The 17652-nt window shown below is 73.6% G+C and carries 15 protein-coding genes; 10 read left to right on the top strand and 5 right to left on the bottom strand.

Translation table 11 applies throughout. The features are described from left to right. The 3 genes from B0I33_RS27855 to B0I33_RS27845 all read right to left on the bottom strand — a co-directional run. Window positions 1-218 (bottom strand): ATP-grasp domain-containing protein (locus B0I33_RS27855; protein ID WP_181193473.1); only part of this gene is annotated, 218 nt, incomplete at its 3' end. Window positions 219-332: 114 nt separating this feature from the next. Beyond that, window positions 333-677 carry a hypothetical protein gene (locus tag B0I33_RS27850; protein WP_146147571.1) on the bottom strand — a complete coding sequence of 115 codons (345 nt, stop codon included), beginning with the start codon at window positions 675-677 and terminating at the stop codon, window positions 333-335. After that, window positions 674-2425, bottom strand: coding sequence for a hypothetical protein (locus B0I33_RS27845; protein ID WP_106182050.1), 1752 nt, complete (start codon window positions 2423-2425; stop codon window positions 674-676). The genes B0I33_RS27850 and B0I33_RS27845 overlap by 4 nt, the downstream gene beginning before the upstream one ends. Before the next feature lie 532 nt (window positions 2426-2957). Here B0I33_RS27845 and B0I33_RS27840 point away from each other — a divergent pair. Continuing rightward, window positions 2958-3788: a M23 family metallopeptidase gene (locus B0I33_RS27840; protein ID WP_106182048.1), complete on the top strand. Its 831-nt coding sequence runs from the start codon at window positions 2958-2960 to the stop codon at window positions 3786-3788. A 267-nt stretch (window positions 3789-4055) separates the two neighbouring features. Here B0I33_RS27840 and pcrA read toward each other — a convergent pair whose 3' ends face one another. Then, window positions 4056-6500 carry a DNA helicase PcrA gene (gene pcrA, locus B0I33_RS27835; protein WP_106182046.1) on the bottom strand — a complete coding sequence of 815 codons (2445 nt, stop codon included), beginning with the start codon at window positions 6498-6500 and terminating at the stop codon, window positions 4056-4058. 251 nt (window positions 6501-6751) lie between these two features. On the opposite strand from pcrA, the gene B0I33_RS27830 reads away from it, so the two are divergent. From B0I33_RS27830 to B0I33_RS27800, 7 genes are all read left to right on the top strand, one after another. Next, window positions 6752-7039: a chorismate mutase gene (locus B0I33_RS27830; protein WP_106182045.1), complete on the top strand. Its 288-nt coding sequence runs from the start codon at window positions 6752-6754 to the stop codon at window positions 7037-7039. Window positions 7040-7115: 76 nt separating this feature from the next. Beyond that, entirely contained in the window at window positions 7116-7430 is a 315-nt protein-coding gene (locus B0I33_RS27825) for a hypothetical protein (RefSeq protein ID WP_106182043.1), read from the top strand. Window positions 7431-7698: 268 nt separating this feature from the next. After that, the gene (locus B0I33_RS27820) at window positions 7699-8988 is read left to right on the top strand and encodes a hypothetical protein (protein ID WP_181193472.1); all 1290 of its coding nucleotides are present in this window, start codon (window positions 7699-7701) and stop codon (window positions 8986-8988) included. A 300-nt stretch (window positions 8989-9288) separates the two neighbouring features. Next, entirely contained in the window at window positions 9289-10134 is an 846-nt protein-coding gene (locus B0I33_RS27815) for a hypothetical protein (RefSeq protein ID WP_106182041.1), read from the top strand. Between the two features lie 146 nt (window positions 10135-10280). Next, the gene (locus B0I33_RS27810) at window positions 10281-11864 is read left to right on the top strand and encodes a serine/threonine-protein kinase (RefSeq protein WP_106182040.1); all 1584 of its coding nucleotides are present in this window, start codon (window positions 10281-10283) and stop codon (window positions 11862-11864) included. A 58-nt stretch (window positions 11865-11922) separates the two neighbouring features. After that, complete coding sequence (locus B0I33_RS27805) at window positions 11923-12867, top strand: serine/threonine-protein kinase (protein ID WP_106182038.1); 945 nt, start codon at window positions 11923-11925, stop codon at window positions 12865-12867. Between the two features lie 72 nt (window positions 12868-12939). Then, a complete protein-coding gene (locus B0I33_RS27800; RefSeq protein ID WP_181193471.1) occupies window positions 12940-13893 on the top strand; it encodes a GNAT family N-acetyltransferase in 954 nt (317 codons plus the stop codon). 55 nt (window positions 13894-13948) lie between these two features. Here B0I33_RS27800 and B0I33_RS27795 read toward each other — a convergent pair whose 3' ends face one another. Continuing rightward, the gene (locus B0I33_RS27795) at window positions 13949-14833 is read right to left on the bottom strand and encodes a LysR family transcriptional regulator (RefSeq protein ID WP_106182036.1); all 885 of its coding nucleotides are present in this window, start codon (window positions 14831-14833) and stop codon (window positions 13949-13951) included. Window positions 14834-14914: 81 nt separating this feature from the next. On the opposite strand from B0I33_RS27795, the gene B0I33_RS27790 reads away from it, so the two are divergent. Next, window positions 14915-15835, top strand: a complete 921-nt coding sequence (locus B0I33_RS27790; protein WP_106182035.1) for a DMT family transporter — start codon at window positions 14915-14917, stop codon at window positions 15833-15835. A gap of 97 nt (window positions 15836-15932) precedes the next feature. Then, window positions 15933-17627, top strand: coding sequence for an SdrD B-like domain-containing protein (locus B0I33_RS27780; RefSeq protein ID WP_146147570.1), 1695 nt, complete (start codon window positions 15933-15935; stop codon window positions 17625-17627). Window positions 17628-17652: the final 25 nt, after the last annotated feature.

Genomic DNA, 17652 nt, shown 5'->3' with positions numbered 1-17652 from the left:
TCAGCCCGCTCCCGAGCCTCAACCGGATCCTGCGCCAGCTTCACCCCACCGGCCTTACCCCGGCCACCCGTCTTCACCTGAGCCTTGACCACGACCTGGCCCCCGATCTTCTCGGCGGCGGCCTGTGCTTCTTCCGGATTGCTCGCCACGGCGCCGGGCAGTACCGGCACGCCGTGGGCGGCGAAGAGATCCTTCGCCTGGTACTCGTAGAGGTCCACTACTCCAGTCTCCTGACGACACACGCCACTGTGGTTTTGCAAACCGTGCTGCCGGACGCAGACGACCCTAGCGACCCGGATGGTCGCGGCGGCCCCCGCATCCGGTGAACTCGGTCACCGGCAACCCCCTGAGCTGGGATCTGTGGCGCAGATCGCGCCGTCCTTCACCCAGTCGACGACGTCATCACCGGCGTCGAGGACCGCCACCCGCGTCTCGGGCACGGCAGCGGCCACGGCGTCGGCGAGCGCCCGGCCGGTGCCGGGGGCGGGCACCAGACCGACCAGGCCGGGATCCTCCTGCTCCACGGTGGCGGCCACCGCGGCGGGGGTGTGCAGGACCCCGGCGTGGATCACTTCGGCCCCCGCGTCGCGGAGGGCCCTGGCGACGGCGATGGCCTCCGCGCACGGCCCACCGAGCTCGACGAGGACGATCCGGGCCACCGCACGGCCTCCGGTCACGACCGCGTACCCCGGAGTCTGCCCGCCACGGCGACACCCGCGGACACCAGCAGCGCCGCCACGGCCGCGAGCGCGAGCCAGAACCCGGCTCCGGCGGTGGCACCGTCGATGTACGCACCGCTGAGCGGCAGGGCCGCGGCGTGCAACCCGAGGACCGCGGCCGCGCCCACGAGCATTCCCGCGGCGGGCACCGGGCGGCTGCGCGGGGCGAGGGCGAGCGCGCCGACCACGGTCAGCGCCGTCGCCAGCAGGCCCCACGACGGCGCCCGGAAGTCCGACCACAGCCCTGCCGCGACGTAGTCGGGCGCGGCGACCACGGGCAGGCCGAGAGCGGCGACCGACAGCACGGCGGCCGCGCCCAGCGGCAGCAGCAGGTTGCCCTCGACCGCCCCGGAGCCGGCGGCGCCGCGCTGGGCGCCGTTGATGTCGCCCTCGTCCTCCCGCTCCACGACACCGGTGACCGCCGAGCAGCACGCGGTCACGACGGCCGCGCACAGCGCCAGCCACGTCCAGAGCACACCGGGACCCGCCGACAACGGGCCCTGGACGCTGGCCGCGGTGAGCGCGGTGTCGAGCACGGCCGTTCCGGCCAGCAGCACGCCGACCCAGGCCACCGACAGCACGGGCCGGACCACGACCGCGAGCCTGCGGACGAACATCGCCGCGCCGAGGATGCCGACGAGCACCCCGGCCCACAGCAGGAGGTCGCGGGCGGGGCTCTCGGGGGCGGGCCCGGAGGTGGCCGAGTCCAGCTGCGCGGTGACCGAACCGGCGACGGCGACCCCCGCGGTCAGCACCGCGAGTGCGCCGGTCGCCGCACGCAGGCGGCGCTTGCCCGGCACGGCGGCTCCGCCCGCCTCGTCGTCGGCCTGTTCGGGGGCCGGCCCGGCCAGCCGCGGGGTGCCCGCGACCGCCAGCAGTCCGGCCGCGCCGAGCACGGCCACGACCGGACCGGCACTGAGCTCCGCGACCGGCACCGTGACGCCCGCGACCAGGCTGGGCAACGCGAGGAGGAGCACCGCCACGGCGAGGCCGGCGAGGCAGCCCCTGGCGAAGTCGCCCGCGCCCGAGGTCATGGCGAGCGCCGCCGCCAGTGGGAGCGCGGCGGCGACGAGGAGGTACCCGGTGAGCGCGACGGCGGGTCCTTCGAACGCGTTACGGGCGAGCAGGTAGACGTCCGTCGACACGACGGGCGCCATGAGCAGCCCGAACGCGGCCGCCACCGCGGCCAGGACGGCGACCAGGAGCCACCGACGCCGCCAGCGCTCCGCGGCGCCCGGCTCCTCCTCCGGCCGGTCGGCGTCCGCCCTGCGGTCCCTGGCCCGCACGGCGAGCACACCGGCGGCCACCGCGGCCAGGTGCCCGCCGACGAGCAGCCACAGGCCCGCCGCGGGCGCGTGCTCCACGAGGTCGGACGGCAGGTAGAGCTCGGGCCGCACGGCCGCCGAGGGATCGGTGGCGAACTGGAGGTCCAGCACCGCGCTGCCCGGTGCGAGGGCGGCGAAGCCCGCCAGCACCCCGGCCGACGCGCCGTGCCGCCCGCGCAGCATGAGCACGCCCGCCGCGAGGAGCGGCAGCACCGCCAGCGTCACCAGCAGGGGGCCGCTCGCGAAGCCGGGCCGCCCGCCTTCCACGACGGGCAGAAGGGAGCCCGCGGCCAGGAGCGCGGACGCGAGCGCCGCGACACCGAGAGCGGCGATCAACGTGGCCGGACGCCGGTCGGCGGCCGGGGCGGCGCGGGTGCTCAACGCCGTCCTTCCTCGACGGCTGCCCCGGCCACCGGAGCTGCCGGCGCCCGCCGGGCGGGACCGTTCATCGACTCACCTCACGCCGGTCCGGATTCGATGACCGTGCCGACGCTAGCAACCGCCGCCGGGATGCCGTTCGCCGCCGCACCCCGGGCGGCGGACACCGAAACCAGGGCCGGGAGCACCTCAACCCGACGGAGTACGCCGCGTCCCGGGCCGCCAAACCCGCGGTTGCGCGAATGTAACGCAAGTCACACCGAATGGAGCAATACGCCTCCTACCTTGACTCATTCCGGCTACCGAGGCCGGCACCGGCAGCCCCGTTCGGCCGACACGCGCCCCGGATCTTGCTCGCACTGGTGCCTCTTCGTTACTGTCCCCCGGTCCCCATTACGGTCAGGTCACGAAAGGACATGGCGAGCAAACCTCCCCCAGGTCGGCAAGCCATCGAGCGGTCGCCCCCGAACCGCTCACCGGGATCCCCCGCCCGGCGTCCGAGATCTGGCTCCCCGAGTAACGGAAGGCCCCTGTCTTGGCTCGACACCGCTCCCCCGGCGGCCAAGCTCCTTCCCCGGCACTCGAAGAAGCACTGGACGGTGCGGTTGTTCGTGTCCGGGGATCACATCGGCTCCCCGCGCCTTCGTCGGCCCTCCGCGGCCGCGTCGTCGTCGCGGCGGTCGCCGCCGGTGCCTTCGCAGCAGCCGCCGCCGGTCAGACGTTGCAAGCCGCTGCCACCTCTGGCGAGCGGTCCGATGCGGACCGCGTGACTCCGCTGGCCAACGCACGGGACGCCAGCGCCTCGTTCGGCATGGGTGGTGACGCACGCACGGGCGCCCCCGAGCTGCTGCCCGTCACGCGCACCGCCGACGCGTCGGCCGAGGTGCAGAAGCTCACCGAGAGCGCGGCCGTGACCAAGGCCCGGATCCAGCGCGAGGCGGAAGCCGCTCGCCGCGCCGCCGAGGAAGCCGCCCGGCCCAAGACCGTCACCCCCGCGCAGGGCGTGTTCACCTCCGGCTTCGGTGCCCGGTGGGGAACAACCCACTACGGCATCGACATCGCGAACAGCGTCGGGACACCGATCGTCGCCGCCGCCGACGGAACCGTCATCGAGGCGGGCTCCGCCAGCGGCTTCGGCCTGTGGGTCCGCGTCCAGCTCGACGACGGCACCATCAACGTCTACGGGCACGTCAACAGCTACTCGGTGTCCGTCGGCGACCGCGTCAAGGCCGGCGAGCAGATCGCCGAGATGGGCAACCGCGGCCAGTCCACCGGCCCGCACCTCCACTTCGAGGTCTGGACCTCGGAGGACGGGCAGAAGGTCGACCCCCGCGCCTGGCTGGCCAACCGGGGCGTCTACATCTGACGCCCCGGCGGCACGCCGCTCACCGGCGCCCGCACCGGCCACGGCTCGCCACGCCCGGACACCACCCTCGGGCGGGGACCGCGCGTGGCGGGCCACCCAGGGCGCGCACCAGGGCCACGACGAACCGGCCCACCGACAGCCGCGCCGAGCTCACCGGCAGACGCATGTCGACACCTCCCCATACCTCATTCGAACTTGTGTTCGAACCGAAGAGTAACGCGGGGGTCCGACAAAACAGCGGCCTGCTCGCCGCTTCACCCGAAGGAACTACAGCTTGACCATCGGCACGCTGCCGATGAGCATCAGCCGCACCGTGCCGGACGCGCCGAAGTCGATGGTGGCCGTGGCGCGCGGTCCGCTGCCCTCGGTGGCGACGACGGTGCCCAGCCCGTACTTGTCGTGGCTGACGCGGTCACCGACGTCCAGTTTGAGTGCCACGGTGTTCTTCCAGTCGTCCTTCCAGCCTTTGAACGACGTCGTGCGCATGCCGCCTGCCGCGATCCCGGCCTGCGCGGAGTCGCCGCCGAACCCGGACCGGCGGCCCCAGGTCGTCGCCGCCCTCGGCGAGCCGCCTCCGCCACCCCCGGTGGGCTCCTCGCGGCGCCAGTCGACCAGGTCGGCGGGGATCTCGTCGAGGAAACGCGACGCCGGGTTGGCCATCGGTGACCCCCACGCCGTGCGCATCAGCGCGCGGGACACGTACAGCCGCTCGCGCGCCCGGGTGATCGCCACGTAGGCCAGCCTGCGCTCCTCGGCCAGCTCCTTCGGCTCCCCGAGCGCACGCAGGTGCGGGAAGATGCCGTCCTCCCACCCCGTGCAGAACACGACCGGGTACTCCAGGCCCTTCGCGGTGTGCACGGTCATCAGGGTGACCACGCCGGAGTCCGCCTCGCCGTCCGTGCCGTCCGCGCCGTCCGCGCCGTCGTCGTCCGGCGACGGGATCGAGTCCGCGTCGGCCACCAGCGACACCCGCTCCAGGAACGCGGCGAGCGAACCGGGCTCGGGCGTGCCGGCCGGGTCGGCCGGGTTCGCGTCCTGATCCGCCTCCGCCTCCGCCGCCAGCACGCTCTCGGCGTACTCGGCGAACTCCCGTGCCACGTTGACGAGCTCGTCCAGGTTCTCCAGGCGCGAGGCGTCCTGCGGATCGTCCGACTCCTCCAGCTCGGCGCGGTACCCGGTGCGGTCGAGGACGGCCTCGAGCACCTCCGCCACCGGCACGCCCGAGTCCGCCAGCTCGTGCAGGCCGTCCAGCAGCTCGACGAACGCGGTGATCGCCTTCTGCGAGCGGGGGTTGAGCAGGGACACCCGCCCGGCGACCGCAGCGCGCAGCGCGGCGGCGAACGAGATGCGCTCCCGCTCGGCGTGCGTGGCCACCACCGCCTCGGCGCGGTCGCCGATACCGCGCTTGGGCACGTTGAGGATCCGGCGCAGGCTCACGGTGTCCTCGGGGTTGGCGAGCACCCGCAGGTACGCCAGCGCGTCGCGGACCTCCCGCCGCTCGTAGAAGCGGACCCCGCCGACCACCCGGTACGGCAGGCCGAGGCGGATGAAGATCTCCTCGAAGACCCGCGACTGGTTGTTGGTGCGGTAGAACACCGCCACGTCGGAGTACTTCGCGTCGCCGCGGTCGGCCAGCGCGTCGATCTCCCCCGCCACGAACGCGGCCTCGTCGTGCTCGTTGTCGGCGACGTAGCCCACGATCGGCGTGCCGTTCCCGGAATCGGTCCACAACCGCTTGTCCCGCCGGTTCGGGTTGCGGGAGATCACCGCGTTGGCCGCGGACAGGATCGTCTGCGTGGACCGGTAGTTCTGCTCCAGCAGGATCGTGCGCGCGCTCGGGAAGTCGCGCTCGAACTCCTCGATGTTGCGGATCGTCGCGCCGCGGAACGCGTAGATCGACTGGTCGGCGTCGCCGACGACGCACAGCTCGGCGGGCTCCACCCCGGACTCGGCGACCTCCGTGCCGACCAGCTCCCGCACCAGCGTGTACTGCGCGTGGTTGGTGTCCTGGTACTCGTCGACGAGCACGTGCCGGAACCGCCTGCGGTAGTGCTCGGCGACGTCCGGGAACACCTGGAGCAGCTCGACCGTGCGCATGATCAGGTCGTCGAAGTCCATCGCGTTGGCCTGCGCGAGCCTGCGCTGGTACTCCGCGTACACCTCGGCGGCCCTGCGCTCGTAGTCGTTGGCCGCGCGGCCCGCCGCGGAGTCGGCGTCGAGCAGCTCGTTCTTCAGGTTCGACAGGTGCGCCGCGAGCGCCCGCGCCGGGTACCGCTTGGGATCCAGGTCCAGGTCGCGTGCCACGAGCGTGATGAGCCTGCGCGAGTCGTCGGCGTCGTAGATCGAGAAGTTCGACGACATGCCGAGCGTCTTCGCCTCCCTGCGCAGCAGCCGCACGCACATCGAGTGGAACGTCGACACCCACATGGCGTTGGCCCGGCGGCCCACCAGCTCGCTCACGCGGTCGCGCATCTCGGCGGCCGCCTTGTTGGTGAACGTGATGGCCATGATCTGGCCCGGGTGCACGTCGCGCTCCGCGAGCAGGTAGGCGATGCGCCTGGTGAGCACCCGGGTCTTGCCCGATCCGGCGCCCGCGACCACGAGCAGCGGCGTGCCGCGATGCTCCACCGCCGCACGTTGCGCGGGGTTGAGATCGTCGAGCAGATCGGCGTGCCTGCTGGATTCCGGGGGGAGGTCGAAGAGGGTGCTCATCGTGGGTTCACGCTACCTGGGGACTCCGACGTTGGTGCCGTGGCTTGCCGCGGCGTCCGCACCCGGCGGGCGTGTGCCATAATCGGGGCGTGCGCTACGACAGCTTTCGATTTTTCTACGGGATCCGGACTCCGGCTCCCGTGGTCGCGTAGCGCGCACACCGCCATCACCGCAAGCCCCGGAGTCCACGGACCCGGGGCTTTCGTCGGCTCTGGGGCCGCCACCGGACCCGATACCGACCGGAGGTCCAGATGAACGCTCAGACCCACGAGGCCGGCGAGCAGGGGGAGACCCTGCCGCAGGACATCGACGCGCTGCGCCAGGAGATCGACTGGCTGGACGCCGAGATCCTGCGGCTCGTCAAGCGCAGGGTCGAGGTGTCGAAGGCGATCGGCGCGGCCAGGATGGCCGCGGGTGGCCCGCGCATCGTCTACAACCGGGAGATGGACGTGCTCGCCCGCTACCGCGAGCTCGGGCCCGAGGGACGCCAGCTCGCCATGGCGCTGCTGAACCTGGGCCGGGGCAGGCTCGGCCGCTGAGCGCGACGCGCCGGTGCGGGGCCATCTCAGGGACATCCCCGAGCCGCCGGAGCGCCGCCACGGGCACACTGGTGTCATGGAGACGATCGTCGGGGTGATCGCGGCGGTGATCGCGATCGCGGGTCTGCTGGCGGCCCTCGGCCACGCCGGGTACCTGGCGCTGCTCGGCAGCGCCGCGAACAAGCGGGCGGGCGGTGCACCGGTCGCGGAGTACGTCCGCGGCCGGTGGCCGGTCGCGGGTGGCACGACCGCGGCCGCCCTGCTCGCGCTGCTGTTCACCACGGGCGGTCCCGTGCTGGACATCCTCGGCATCGCGCTCGCGGTCGGGGCGGGCTCGGTGGCCACGAAGGCACTGCGCTCCACCCAGGAGCGCTATCGCAGCGGCGGCTGAACGGCCGATACCACACGCACTCCTGGCCCCTCCCCATTCGGATGCGCCCAGAGGAGTGATATCCCGCCGGACTTGCCGCCCCGGAGACGCGAACGCGGCGTATGCCACCTACTCTGGTCCGGGTGAGGGCTCTCAGGTGCGGTTCGCGCGCGGCAGACCGCCGCGCACGTGCATCGTGCCGTGCAGATGCTCATGACCCCGCTGGGCCAATCGGCTTAAACCGGGCCGGAATGCCGTCAGGTGGCGCTCGGGGAGGGGTCCACCAGGCATGAGCGGCAGGGGCGACCAGACCGAGCGGTTCTCCGCGACACCCGCACGACAGCAGCCACGCCACGGCAGGCACCGCCGTGCGCAGGCGGCGGGCACCTGGACGCCCGCCGTTCCCGCCCAGCAGCGGTTGCACCGGCACACCCACGACGCCGGCCTCCCGACCGACCCGCTCGCGTCGTCGATCAGCGGGTCGCTGCCCGTCTCCCAGCCCGATCCCGCAGCCGGCGCCACCCACGGCGAGCTGCCGCTGCCACCGTCCGGCATGCCGGACCAGCCGACCCAGCCGACCGAACCCGTCGCACCGGCCTGCCCGGAACCCGCCGGGTCCGCGGGGCCCGGGCCCGGCTCCGAGCCACCGGCGGCACCCGCCGCGCTCACCGCGCTCTCGGAGCAGCCGACGGTCCGGCGCACCAAGGTCTCGCTCACCGCCCCGCCCCCCGAGGCGAGGGTCGAGTCCGACGACGACGAGGCCCGCGTGTACGTGGCGCCCCCGGCCGACGGGCTCGGCAACTTCGACCTCGGCTCCGTGCCCGCGTCGGTGACGCCGCCGCGGACGTGGCGCAAGGCGGCGTGGTTCGCCAGCCTCGCCTCCGGCGGGGTGGTGGTCTCGATGCTCGTCGCGGGTTCCATGCTGGTGAGCCAGCCGCACAACGAGGGCAGGGCCATCGAGGGCTGGACCGACCGGCACGGCGGCGCCCCGCTGCTGCCCGGCGAGTACTACGTCGAGGGCACCGCCGACCCGACGAGCGGTCCCGCCACGACGACCGCCACGACCAGCGCCTCCGCGAGCACCGAGTCGGACGAGGCCGGAGCCACCGACGGCTGGTCCTCCGGACCCCCGCAGGGCGGCGTGGCGCCCGCGCCGGGCCGCTCGACCCCGCAGGGCACCAGCACCACGCGCCCCACCCCGCCGCCCACCACGGCCGTGCCGCGGAAGCCGCCGGTCACCCCCGCGCCCACCACGACGGCGAACAAGCGTTACCTCTTCCCCCGGCACAACGCCGAGAAGATGGGCGCCCGCTCCCAGGACTTCCTCAACACCGTCACCGAGGACCCGGCGGCCGCCCACGAGCTGACCACGGGCGAACTGGCCGAGCAGGGGCCCGACGGGCTGCGCCGCAGGTACGCCGCCATCGCGTACTTCGTGGTCAAGCAGGTCTACGTAGACCAGCACGAGGGTTTCACCGTGAACACGGTCGAGGTCACCTGGAAGGACGGCCGGAAGACCGAAGAGACACGGAAACTGTACTTCGGCGACGGCGACAAGATCGAAAGCGATGGCCGGTAGGGGCTTCTCCGCGGCATTCGGACGACCCCGAACAACGCTTTCACCTGCGGATGCACAGGTAATCCGCACATTCCGTTGCACGTGCAGCGCGGCAGGCGGCGGAAAGTTGCTCTAGGTGGGTGACAACGAATGCCGCTCGTCGTATTTCCACGACAGTCCACCGACAACCACTGGTCCGCGTGCGAGCGGACGGGTTACCTATTGCGCAGAGACGAACCCGTCGTCCACAAGACGAACCAGACACGACCGCCCGCGGCCGACACGGCCGCGCCGTCCCCACCGTGAAGACGAGGACCTGCCGTGCACGACCGGCGTGACACCGGACGCGGAATCACCGTTCCCGCCGAGGACGTCGACAACGACGAGCTCCCGGCGGACGAGACGGTCGACGACGAGCACCTGCGTGCCGTCCTTCGCGAGTCGCGGAGATACCTGCCTCCGCCCACGCTGCGGCTCCGGCGCAAGGAGCCGTCGCCGCCCCACGAACCGGAACCCGCCTTCGCCCGGAGAGCCAAGCTGATCGGCCTGATCGTCGCCATCGCCCTGCTCGTCGGGTCGATCGCGGCGGCCGCCCTCCTCGCCGACGACCACGGCCGCGACCGCTCCTTCGACCCGGCCGAGCGGCCGGAGATCACCGGCGTCGCCGCGCTCGGCGGGTTCGTCCTGCCCGCACAGCGCAGGTCCGTACCGCACGTCCGGCCCGCGGCCGTCGGCGACGCCGACCCGGCCGAGCCCGCCACGACTCCCACCGGGCAGCCGGCGGACGGCGACCGCATCGCCCTGCGGGCCGCGCACGGGGAGCCCGCGCAGCCGGCGGCGCACAGCGAGCCCGAGCCGTTCGCCGACGGGATCAGCACCGTGCGGCGGTTCTACGAACTCGTCGCCGAGCGCCCGCGCGAGGCGCTGGCCCTGCTCGACCCCGCGCCGGCAGGCCGGGAGGCCGCCGAGCTCGTCCGCGCCTGGAGCGCCATGGACACCGTCCGGGTCGACGACCTCGCCGAGCATCCGGGCGGAGTGGTCCGCGCCGTGGTGACGATGGTCCCGCCGGATGGCAAGCCGCTGCGGGTCACGCAGCTGCTCACCCTCTCCGAGGGCCCGGACACGCGGATCCGCGCGGCCAGGCTGGTGGCGACGCGGGGCGAGTGACACCCGGGCGCGGCACCGGGGCAACCCGAAGAGTGCCGCCTGCGTGTGCGCAGAGTGAGCACCCTAGCCTTGTTCCGGGGGTCGGTCTCGGCAAGCCGGCGCACCGCTAATCCGCTTGTGCCGCGACGGAGCCCGAAGGAGGTCCCGTGAGCGACGAGGGTCGCCTGGTCGCCGGCCGGTACCGCATCGTGCGGCGGCTGGGTACCGGCGCCATGGGCGCCGTCTGGCAGGCACAGGACGAGGTACTGCACCGCACCGTCGCCATCAAGCAGCTGCTCCTGCAGCCGGGGCTGGACGGGAACGAAGCCGAGGACGCGCGGCAGCGCACCATGCGCGAGGGCCGCATCGCCGCCCGGCTGCATCACCCGAACGCGATCAGCGTCTTCGACGTCGTCACCGACGACAACGGGCAGCCGTGCCTGATCATGGAGTACCTCGAGTCGACGAGTCTCGCGCAGGTGCTGCAGAACCAGGGCACGCTGGACCCGATCGAGGTCGCCCGCATCGGTGCGCAGGTCGCCTCCGCGCTCAAGGAGGCGCACGCCGTCGGCATCGTCCACCGCGACATCAAGCCGGGCAACATCCTGCTGGCGCCCAACGGGCTCGTGAAGATCACCGACTTCGGCATCTCCCGCGCCAAGGACGACGTCACGGTCACCAAGACCGGGATGATCGCCGGCACCCCCGCCTACCTCGCGCCCGAGGTGGCGATCGGCGGCGACCCGGGGCCCGAGTCGGACGTCTTCTCACTCGGCTCCACCCTCTACGCCGCCACCGAGGGGCAGCCGCCGTTCGGCCTGAGCGAGAACACCCTCAGCCTGCTGCACGCCGTCGCCGCCGGGCAGATCAACCCGCCGCGGCAGTCCGGTCCGCTGGCCAGCGTGCTGGCGGTGCTGCTGCATCCCGACGTCCGGCACCGCCCCACCGCCGAACAGAGCGAGCAGCTGCTGGCCGCCGTCGCCAGGGGGGAGACGCCCCTGGGCGGCCCCGTCGAGGACGCCACCCGGTTCGCCCCCGCCGCGGGGCTGGGCGCCGCGGCGGGGGCGGGCGCCGCGCTCGCGGCGGACGACGTGCCCGCCGGCCACTCGGGCACCCTCGACCCGGGCGAGCCGTACTACGGCTCCGCGGGTGAGGACGACTACGAGACCGCCGTCGCCGGCTACCCGCCCGACGACTACGACAGCCGAGGCCCGCACGCCACCCGCGCCGTCCCGGCGGGCGCCTACGCCGACCACGGCGGCTACGAGTCCCCCGACGACTACGCGGACGGCGACTACGACGGCTACGACGGCTACGACGACGAGCCGCCGCCCGAGGAACCCGCGAAGCGCTCCGGCTGGAAGCTGCCCGCCGCCGCGGGCAGCGTCGTCGTGCTGGGCCTGGCCGCGTTCGCGATCTGGCTGTCCAACGGGCACTCGGGCGGCGACGCCGAGGAGGGCGACCCCAACCGGCAGCAGCCGGTGGGCTCGTCGTCGAGCACCCAGCTGACCACCACGACGGTGCCGTCGACCACCTCCGAGGTCGTCGACGAGCCCGTGCGGCCGGTCGACACCGAGGAGTCCAGCTCCTCGCGGTACGTCCCGCCAGCCCAGCCCGAGCCGGAACCCGAGCCGACGCAGGAACCGGAGCCGGAACCCGAGCCGGAGCCGACGAAGACGACGACATCGGAACCGGAGCCGACAACGACCACGCAGCAACAGCCGACGACGTCCGGCACCCCGACGTCGTAAGCGACTTTCCGTCCGGGGTTGATGCCGGTTTGACCGTGGCAGGGGTACAAGAGGTGGCGTGAAGGACGCTGAAGGTGCCGTCGTCGGCGGCCGGTACCGGCTGGACATGCCGATCGGCCGGGGCCACGCCGGAATCGTGTGGATGGCCCTCGACACGCTCCTGCACCGGACCGTCGCGATCAAACGCCTCTACCTCCGGCCCGGGCTGGATCCGGCGAGTGCCGAACGGGCGAGGGAGGCGGCACTGGGCGAGGGCCGCGCCGCGATGCGGGTGACGCATCCGAACGCGATCACCGTGTACGACGTCTTCCGCGACGGCCAGGACGTCTGGCTCGTCATGGAGTACGTGCCCTCCCGCAACATGACCGACTTCCTCGCCGAGCACGGCACGCTGACCCCGGAGCAGGCGGCGTTCCTCGGGCTGCAACTCGGTTCCGCACTGTCGGTGGCCCACGCGCTCGGTGTGCCGCACCGGGTGATCGAGCCGGGCAACGTGCTGCTCGCCGACGACGGCGGCGTCAAGATCACCGACATCGGCATCTCCGGCGCGGCGCCCGATCCCGCCTACCAGGCACCCGAGGTGCTGCGCGGCGAACCCGCGACCCCCGCGGCCGACGCGTACTCGCTCGGCGCGACCCTCTTCGCCGCCGTCGAGGGCATGCCGCCCCGCGGCGACGACGGCCGGGGCGACCTGGCCGTGCCGCGGCACAGCGGGGCGCTGACCGCGGCCGTGGAGAAGCTGCTCCGGGACGAGCCGGACCTGCGGCCCACCATGAACGACACGGTGTCGGCGTTGCGGGCGATCACCAAGGGCAGGCGGAACGGGTTCGTCCCGCCGACCGCGCCCGCCCTGCCGACGGTGCCGCTGCTGCCCCGGCCACCGGGGATCGTCGCCCCGCAGCTCGCACCGACACCCACCCGGACCCGGCCCCGCGTACCGCCGTGGCTGGTCGTGGCGGTGCTCGTGGTGGCCGCCACCGTCGCCGGAATCGTCCTGGCCTGACCACGCGGCCACCGGCCACCCACCCGGAAAACGGTTCGACGGTTCGGCGCAGCCCTGACAGAGTGGCACACCGTGCCGAACAGCGAGCCCGTGACCGCCGCCGACATGGAGCTCATGCAGGGCCTGGCGCAGCGGGTCACCGCCACCCGCCCGGACCTGGTCAACAGCGACGCGTCGTTCGGCGAGCTGGCCTGGAACTGGGGTAAGGGGCATGCCGCGGACGGCGCGAGCTGGCGGCGCGGGCTGTGGTTCTCCGGCGGGGAGCTGGTGGCGTGGGGCTGGGCCCGCCTTCCGCACCAGGTGCGGCGCGGCGACGGGTCGGTGCGCGACATCACCGGCGCCTACCTGGCATACCAGGTCGATCCCGGCCACGCCGGGCTGGTGGACGAGGTGATCGCCTGGTACGACGACACGGCGGGCGGCGTCGAGCGCACGGTGCGGCCGAGCGCCGCCGACGAGTTCGGCCTGCGGCGATGGGCGGCGCACGGCTACGAGACCGACCCGGCCGCGCTCGGCGACACCGGGTCCTGGACCCAGCTCAACGAGCGGGACCTCACCGACGTGGAAAGGCCGGTACTGCCGGACGGGTTCCGTTTCCGCACCGCCGACGAGGCCGGGCCGGAAGCCGCGGTCCAGGCCCATGTGGACGCCTGGGCCTCCTCGACGTACACGGCCGAGAGCTACCAGGGTGTCCGGCGGACGGCGGCGTATCGCGGCGACCTGCACGTCCTGGTGGAAGCGCCGGACGGAACGATGGCGTCCTCGGCGATCATGTGGCTCGACGAGGTGAACAAGACCGCCGAGTTCGAGCCGGTCGGGACGCACCCGGACTACCGGCGACGGGGACTGGGCAGGGCGTTGCTCCTGCACGGGATGCGGCTGGCGCGGGCGGCCGGGGCCACGCACATGACGGTCGCCTGCCTGGGTGCGCCGGGGCATCCCGAGGCACGCGGACTGTATTACAGCGTCGGGTTCCGGGAGTTGTCCCGCGACGCGCCGCTCATCAAGATCGGGACCGCGGGCTGACCGGGCGCGGCGGGTGCCCTCGGGTGCCGCCTCGCCGTGGTGACCTGTTCCGGCGCTAGCGGCGCATCGCGGCCAGCAGGCTGCGCACGGCGGGCAGCTCGCGGGCCCGCGCGGCGATCGCCGCATGGATCACGCGCACCGGCTCCGGGCGCCGGACGCGGCGCACCACCACGCCGGGGTGCGGCGAGCCCAGGGCCAGCTCGGGCAGCAGCGACACGCCCAGCCCGGCGGCCACGAAGCCCTGCGCGGTCTGGTAGTCCTCGGCCTCGACGACGAAGTTGGGTGCGAACCCGGCGGCGCCGCACGCGTTCAGCATCACGTCCCGGCACGGGCCCGGCGGCCACTCGTTGCCGACGAACGTCTCCTCCGCCAGCTCGGCGAGGTCGAGCACGCGCTTGCGGGCGAGCGGGTGGCCCTTCGGCAGCACCGCCCGGTACGGATCGTCCAGCAGGTGTACCAGCTCGACCCCGCGGGCAGGCGGCCGCGACCGGGGAAACACGACGATGGCCACGTCCGCCTCACCGGACTCCACCTCGGGCAGCGGATCGTCCGGCTCGACGAGCTTGAGATCCACCTGGATACCCGGGTACTCACGGCGCAGCGTGGCCACCGCGGGGGGCACGAGCGCGGCCCCGGCGGTCGCGAAGTACCGGACCGCCAGCCGCCCGGTGCGGCCCTCCCGCAGGTCGGACAGCGCCGCCTCCGCCTTGGCCAGCTGGGTGCTGACCGCCTCGGCGTGCTCGGAGAGCAGCATGCCCGCCGCCGTGGGGCGCACGCCGCGCCCGACACGTTCCAGCAGGACGAGGCCGGCCTCACGCTCGAGCGCGGACAGTTGCTGGCTGATGGCCGACGGGGTGTACCCCAGGTTCCGCGCCGCCGCGCTGATCGAGCCGCTGGTGACCACCGCGCGCAGCACCTGCATCCGCCGTACGTCGAGCACCCACTGACCTTACAGCGCAGCTTAACCACCCTCCAGGTTATTTCGCTTGTCCTTACAGGGGGGCCGGAGCAATCTGGGACGGTGCGCGAACTGAAAACGTTGTCGCTGCTGGGGGCGCTCGCGCTGATGTGGGGCTCCAGCTTCTTCTGGATCAAGATCGGGCTGGGCGCCTTCTCCCCCGTGCAGCTGGTGCTCGCGCGGCTGGTGCTGGGCGCGGCGATCCTGACGGCGCTGTGCTACGCCTACCGCGGCAGGCTGCCGTCCTCCCGGCGCGTGTGGCTGCACCTGACCGTCGCGGCCTTCTTCCACAACGCCATGCCGTTCCTGCTCTTCGCCATCGGCGAGCAGACCGTGGACTCCGGCACGACCGGCATCCTGAACTCGACCACCCCGCTGTGGGCGCTCGCCGTGGCGCTGCTGTGGCGCACCGAGCGGCGGCTCACCGGCGCGCGGGCCGCGGGCCTGCTGGTCGGCCTCGCGGGCACCGTGCTGATCTTCGCGCCGTGGCAGTCGTCGGACCTGCTGAGCTGGGGCGCGATCGCGATCCTCGCCGCCGCCGCGAGCTACGGCTTCGTCATGGTCTACGAGGGCAAGTACCTCTCCGGGCTGGGGATCTCCCCGATCGCGCTGGCGGCGGCCCAGATGATCACCGCGAGCGGCTTCCTGGTGCTGGCCGTGCCGGTGGCCGGGCTCAGTCCCCTCCGGCTCGACGCGGGCGCGATCGTCGCGGTGACGATCCTCGGCGTGGGCTCGACAGGCATCGCGTTCGCCCTGAACTACCGGCTGCTGGCCACCGAGGGAGCGGTGGCCACGTCGGCGGTCGGCTACCTGCTGCCCGTGGTGTCGGTGCTGCTCGGAACGGTGTTCCTCGGCGAGGAGCTGAACCCGCGCGTCATCGCGGGGATGGTCGTGGTGCTCGCGGGCGTGGCGCTGACCCGGGTACGCAGGCGCATGCCCGCGGTCGAGCCCGATACGGGTGACATACCCGTGGCGGCCCGATAACGGTTAGCCACCACAAGCAGTACTGCCCCACCCGTTCGAGTAGGTTCTGCCCGGTTTGTTCCGGCCGCACCCGCGCGGCGTACCAGGGGAGAATCACGTGCTTCCACCGAGCTTCCGGAGAGCCTGCGCGCTCGCGGCCGCGCTGGTCCTCGGTGCTGGACCGCCGGCCACCGCCGCGAGCGCGCAGGAGCCCGGGCCGCCGTCGAGCCCGCCCAGCACCACCACGACGGCCCCGGCCGCCACGTCCGCGACCGCCACCCCCGGACCGCGGGCGGAGCTGAAGGTCAGCGCCTCGGTCCCGGACGGGCCGTTCGTGCCCGGCGACGAGGTCCCGCTCACGGTCACCATCACCAACGCGGGGGGAGCCGACGCCACCGGCGTCGTCATCTACGCCTTCAACCCCGGTGACGACTTCTCCTTCTCCACGCCGCGGCAGGCCTGGGGCGAGTTCGAACCGACCGGGCCCGGCGCCACCATCCCCGCCGGGGAGAGCCGCGTGCTCGAGGCCACCGGCACGATCGGCTGGACCGGCGGTGAGCCCGCGATCAGGGTGATCGCCGAGGTGGCGGAACCGCGCGAGTCCGCCTCCACCGAGGTGCCGGTGCCGATGCTGCCGCTGGGCACGACAGGCACCGTGGGCGGGCTGGTGTTCGGCGACACCGACGGCGACGGCACCGCCGACCCGGGTGAGGGCCTGGCCGGGGTCCGGATCGACCTGTACGCACCCGACGGCACCGCGTTCGGCACCACGACCGGCGGCGACGGGCGCTTCTCCTTCACCGAGGTCCCCGCCGCGGTCTACTCGCTGTCGACGGGCGGCGTTCCGGGCGGCTGGGTCCTGGACAGGGTCCCGGACCTGCGCGTCGACGGCACCGGAAAGCACACCGGCCTGCGCGTCAGGGGTGCGCGGCCGCTGTCGGAGGCGCTGAGCGCGACGATCGAGTTCACCGAGAAGACCTACCGGCCCGGGGACGAGCCGCACCTCCGGGTGACGCTCAGCAACCACGGCGCCGGCGACGTGACCGGAGTCAAGGCGGCCTGCGACCGCCCTGGCGAAGGCCCGCACCTGCGCGGCTGGCACGATCCCGCCCGCTGGGGCGACCTCGCCGGCCCGGGGGTCACGATCGCCGCGGGCGCCACCAGGACGTGGACGGTCTCGGGCACCCTGCCCGCGAGCGCCGACGACCACGGACGGGTCTTCGTCCACTGCGACTTCGGGCCGGACCCCGGCTACGGACGTGGCTACCCCGACGCGTTCGCCCAGGCGAAGGTCCCCGGCAGGACAGGCTCGTCGTGGGGCCACGTCTACCACGACCAGGACGGCGACGAGCGGCAGGACGACGGCGAGGGCCCCGAGGGCGTGCGCGTCGGCATCGTCGACCCCGGCACCGGCGACGTGGTGGCGCGCACGACCACCGGGGAGAACGGCCGGATCGACTTCGAGGACGCGCCGGTCGGCCTCTACCGGCTGCAGACCTTCGGGCCGTGGTCCGTCGTCGACCCGGACAACGCGTTCGTCGCCATCACCACCGACGCGTACCCCCGCAGCGGCTGGGGACACCGCATCGAACCGGGGCCGGACCAGCCGGACACCGGCAACGTCGGGCCCGACCCGGTGACGGAGGCGCCGCCGCTGCCCGCGCCCGGCGACCGTGACGCCACGGGTGGCGGCGCCGAAGGGCTGGCGAGCACGGGCGTGAACGCGGTGACGATGTCGGCCGCCGGGCTGGCCGTCCTCCTGGCGGGCGCCGCCGCGCTGGTGCTCGCGCGCCGCAGGCGGCAGGCCGCGTGACCCGCGCCTCCGGCCGGCGGCCCTG

Origin of the sequence: Prauserella shujinwangii (assembly GCF_003001955.1) — a bacterium.
In the GTDB taxonomy this organism is placed as follows: Bacteria; Actinomycetota; Actinomycetes; order Mycobacteriales; family Pseudonocardiaceae; genus Qaidamihabitans; species Qaidamihabitans shujinwangii.
This window is presented reverse-complemented; position numbering and strand designations above follow the sequence as displayed.

Excerpts from the sequence above, each read along its gene's own strand:
- B0I33_RS27820 (WP_181193472.1), top strand. The coding sequence starts at position 7,699 with ATGAGCGGCAGGGGCGACCAGACCGAGCGGTTCTCCGCGACACCCGCA.
- B0I33_RS27830 (WP_106182045.1), top strand. The coding sequence starts at position 6,752 with ATGAACGCTCAGACCCACGAGGCCGGCGAGCAGGGGGAGACCCTGCCG.
- B0I33_RS27825 (WP_106182043.1), top strand. The coding sequence starts at position 7,116 with ATGGAGACGATCGTCGGGGTGATCGCGGCGGTGATCGCGATCGCGGGT.
- pcrA (WP_106182046.1), bottom strand. The coding sequence starts at position 6,500 with ATGAGCACCCTCTTCGACCTCCCCCCGGAATCCAGCAGGCACGCCGAT.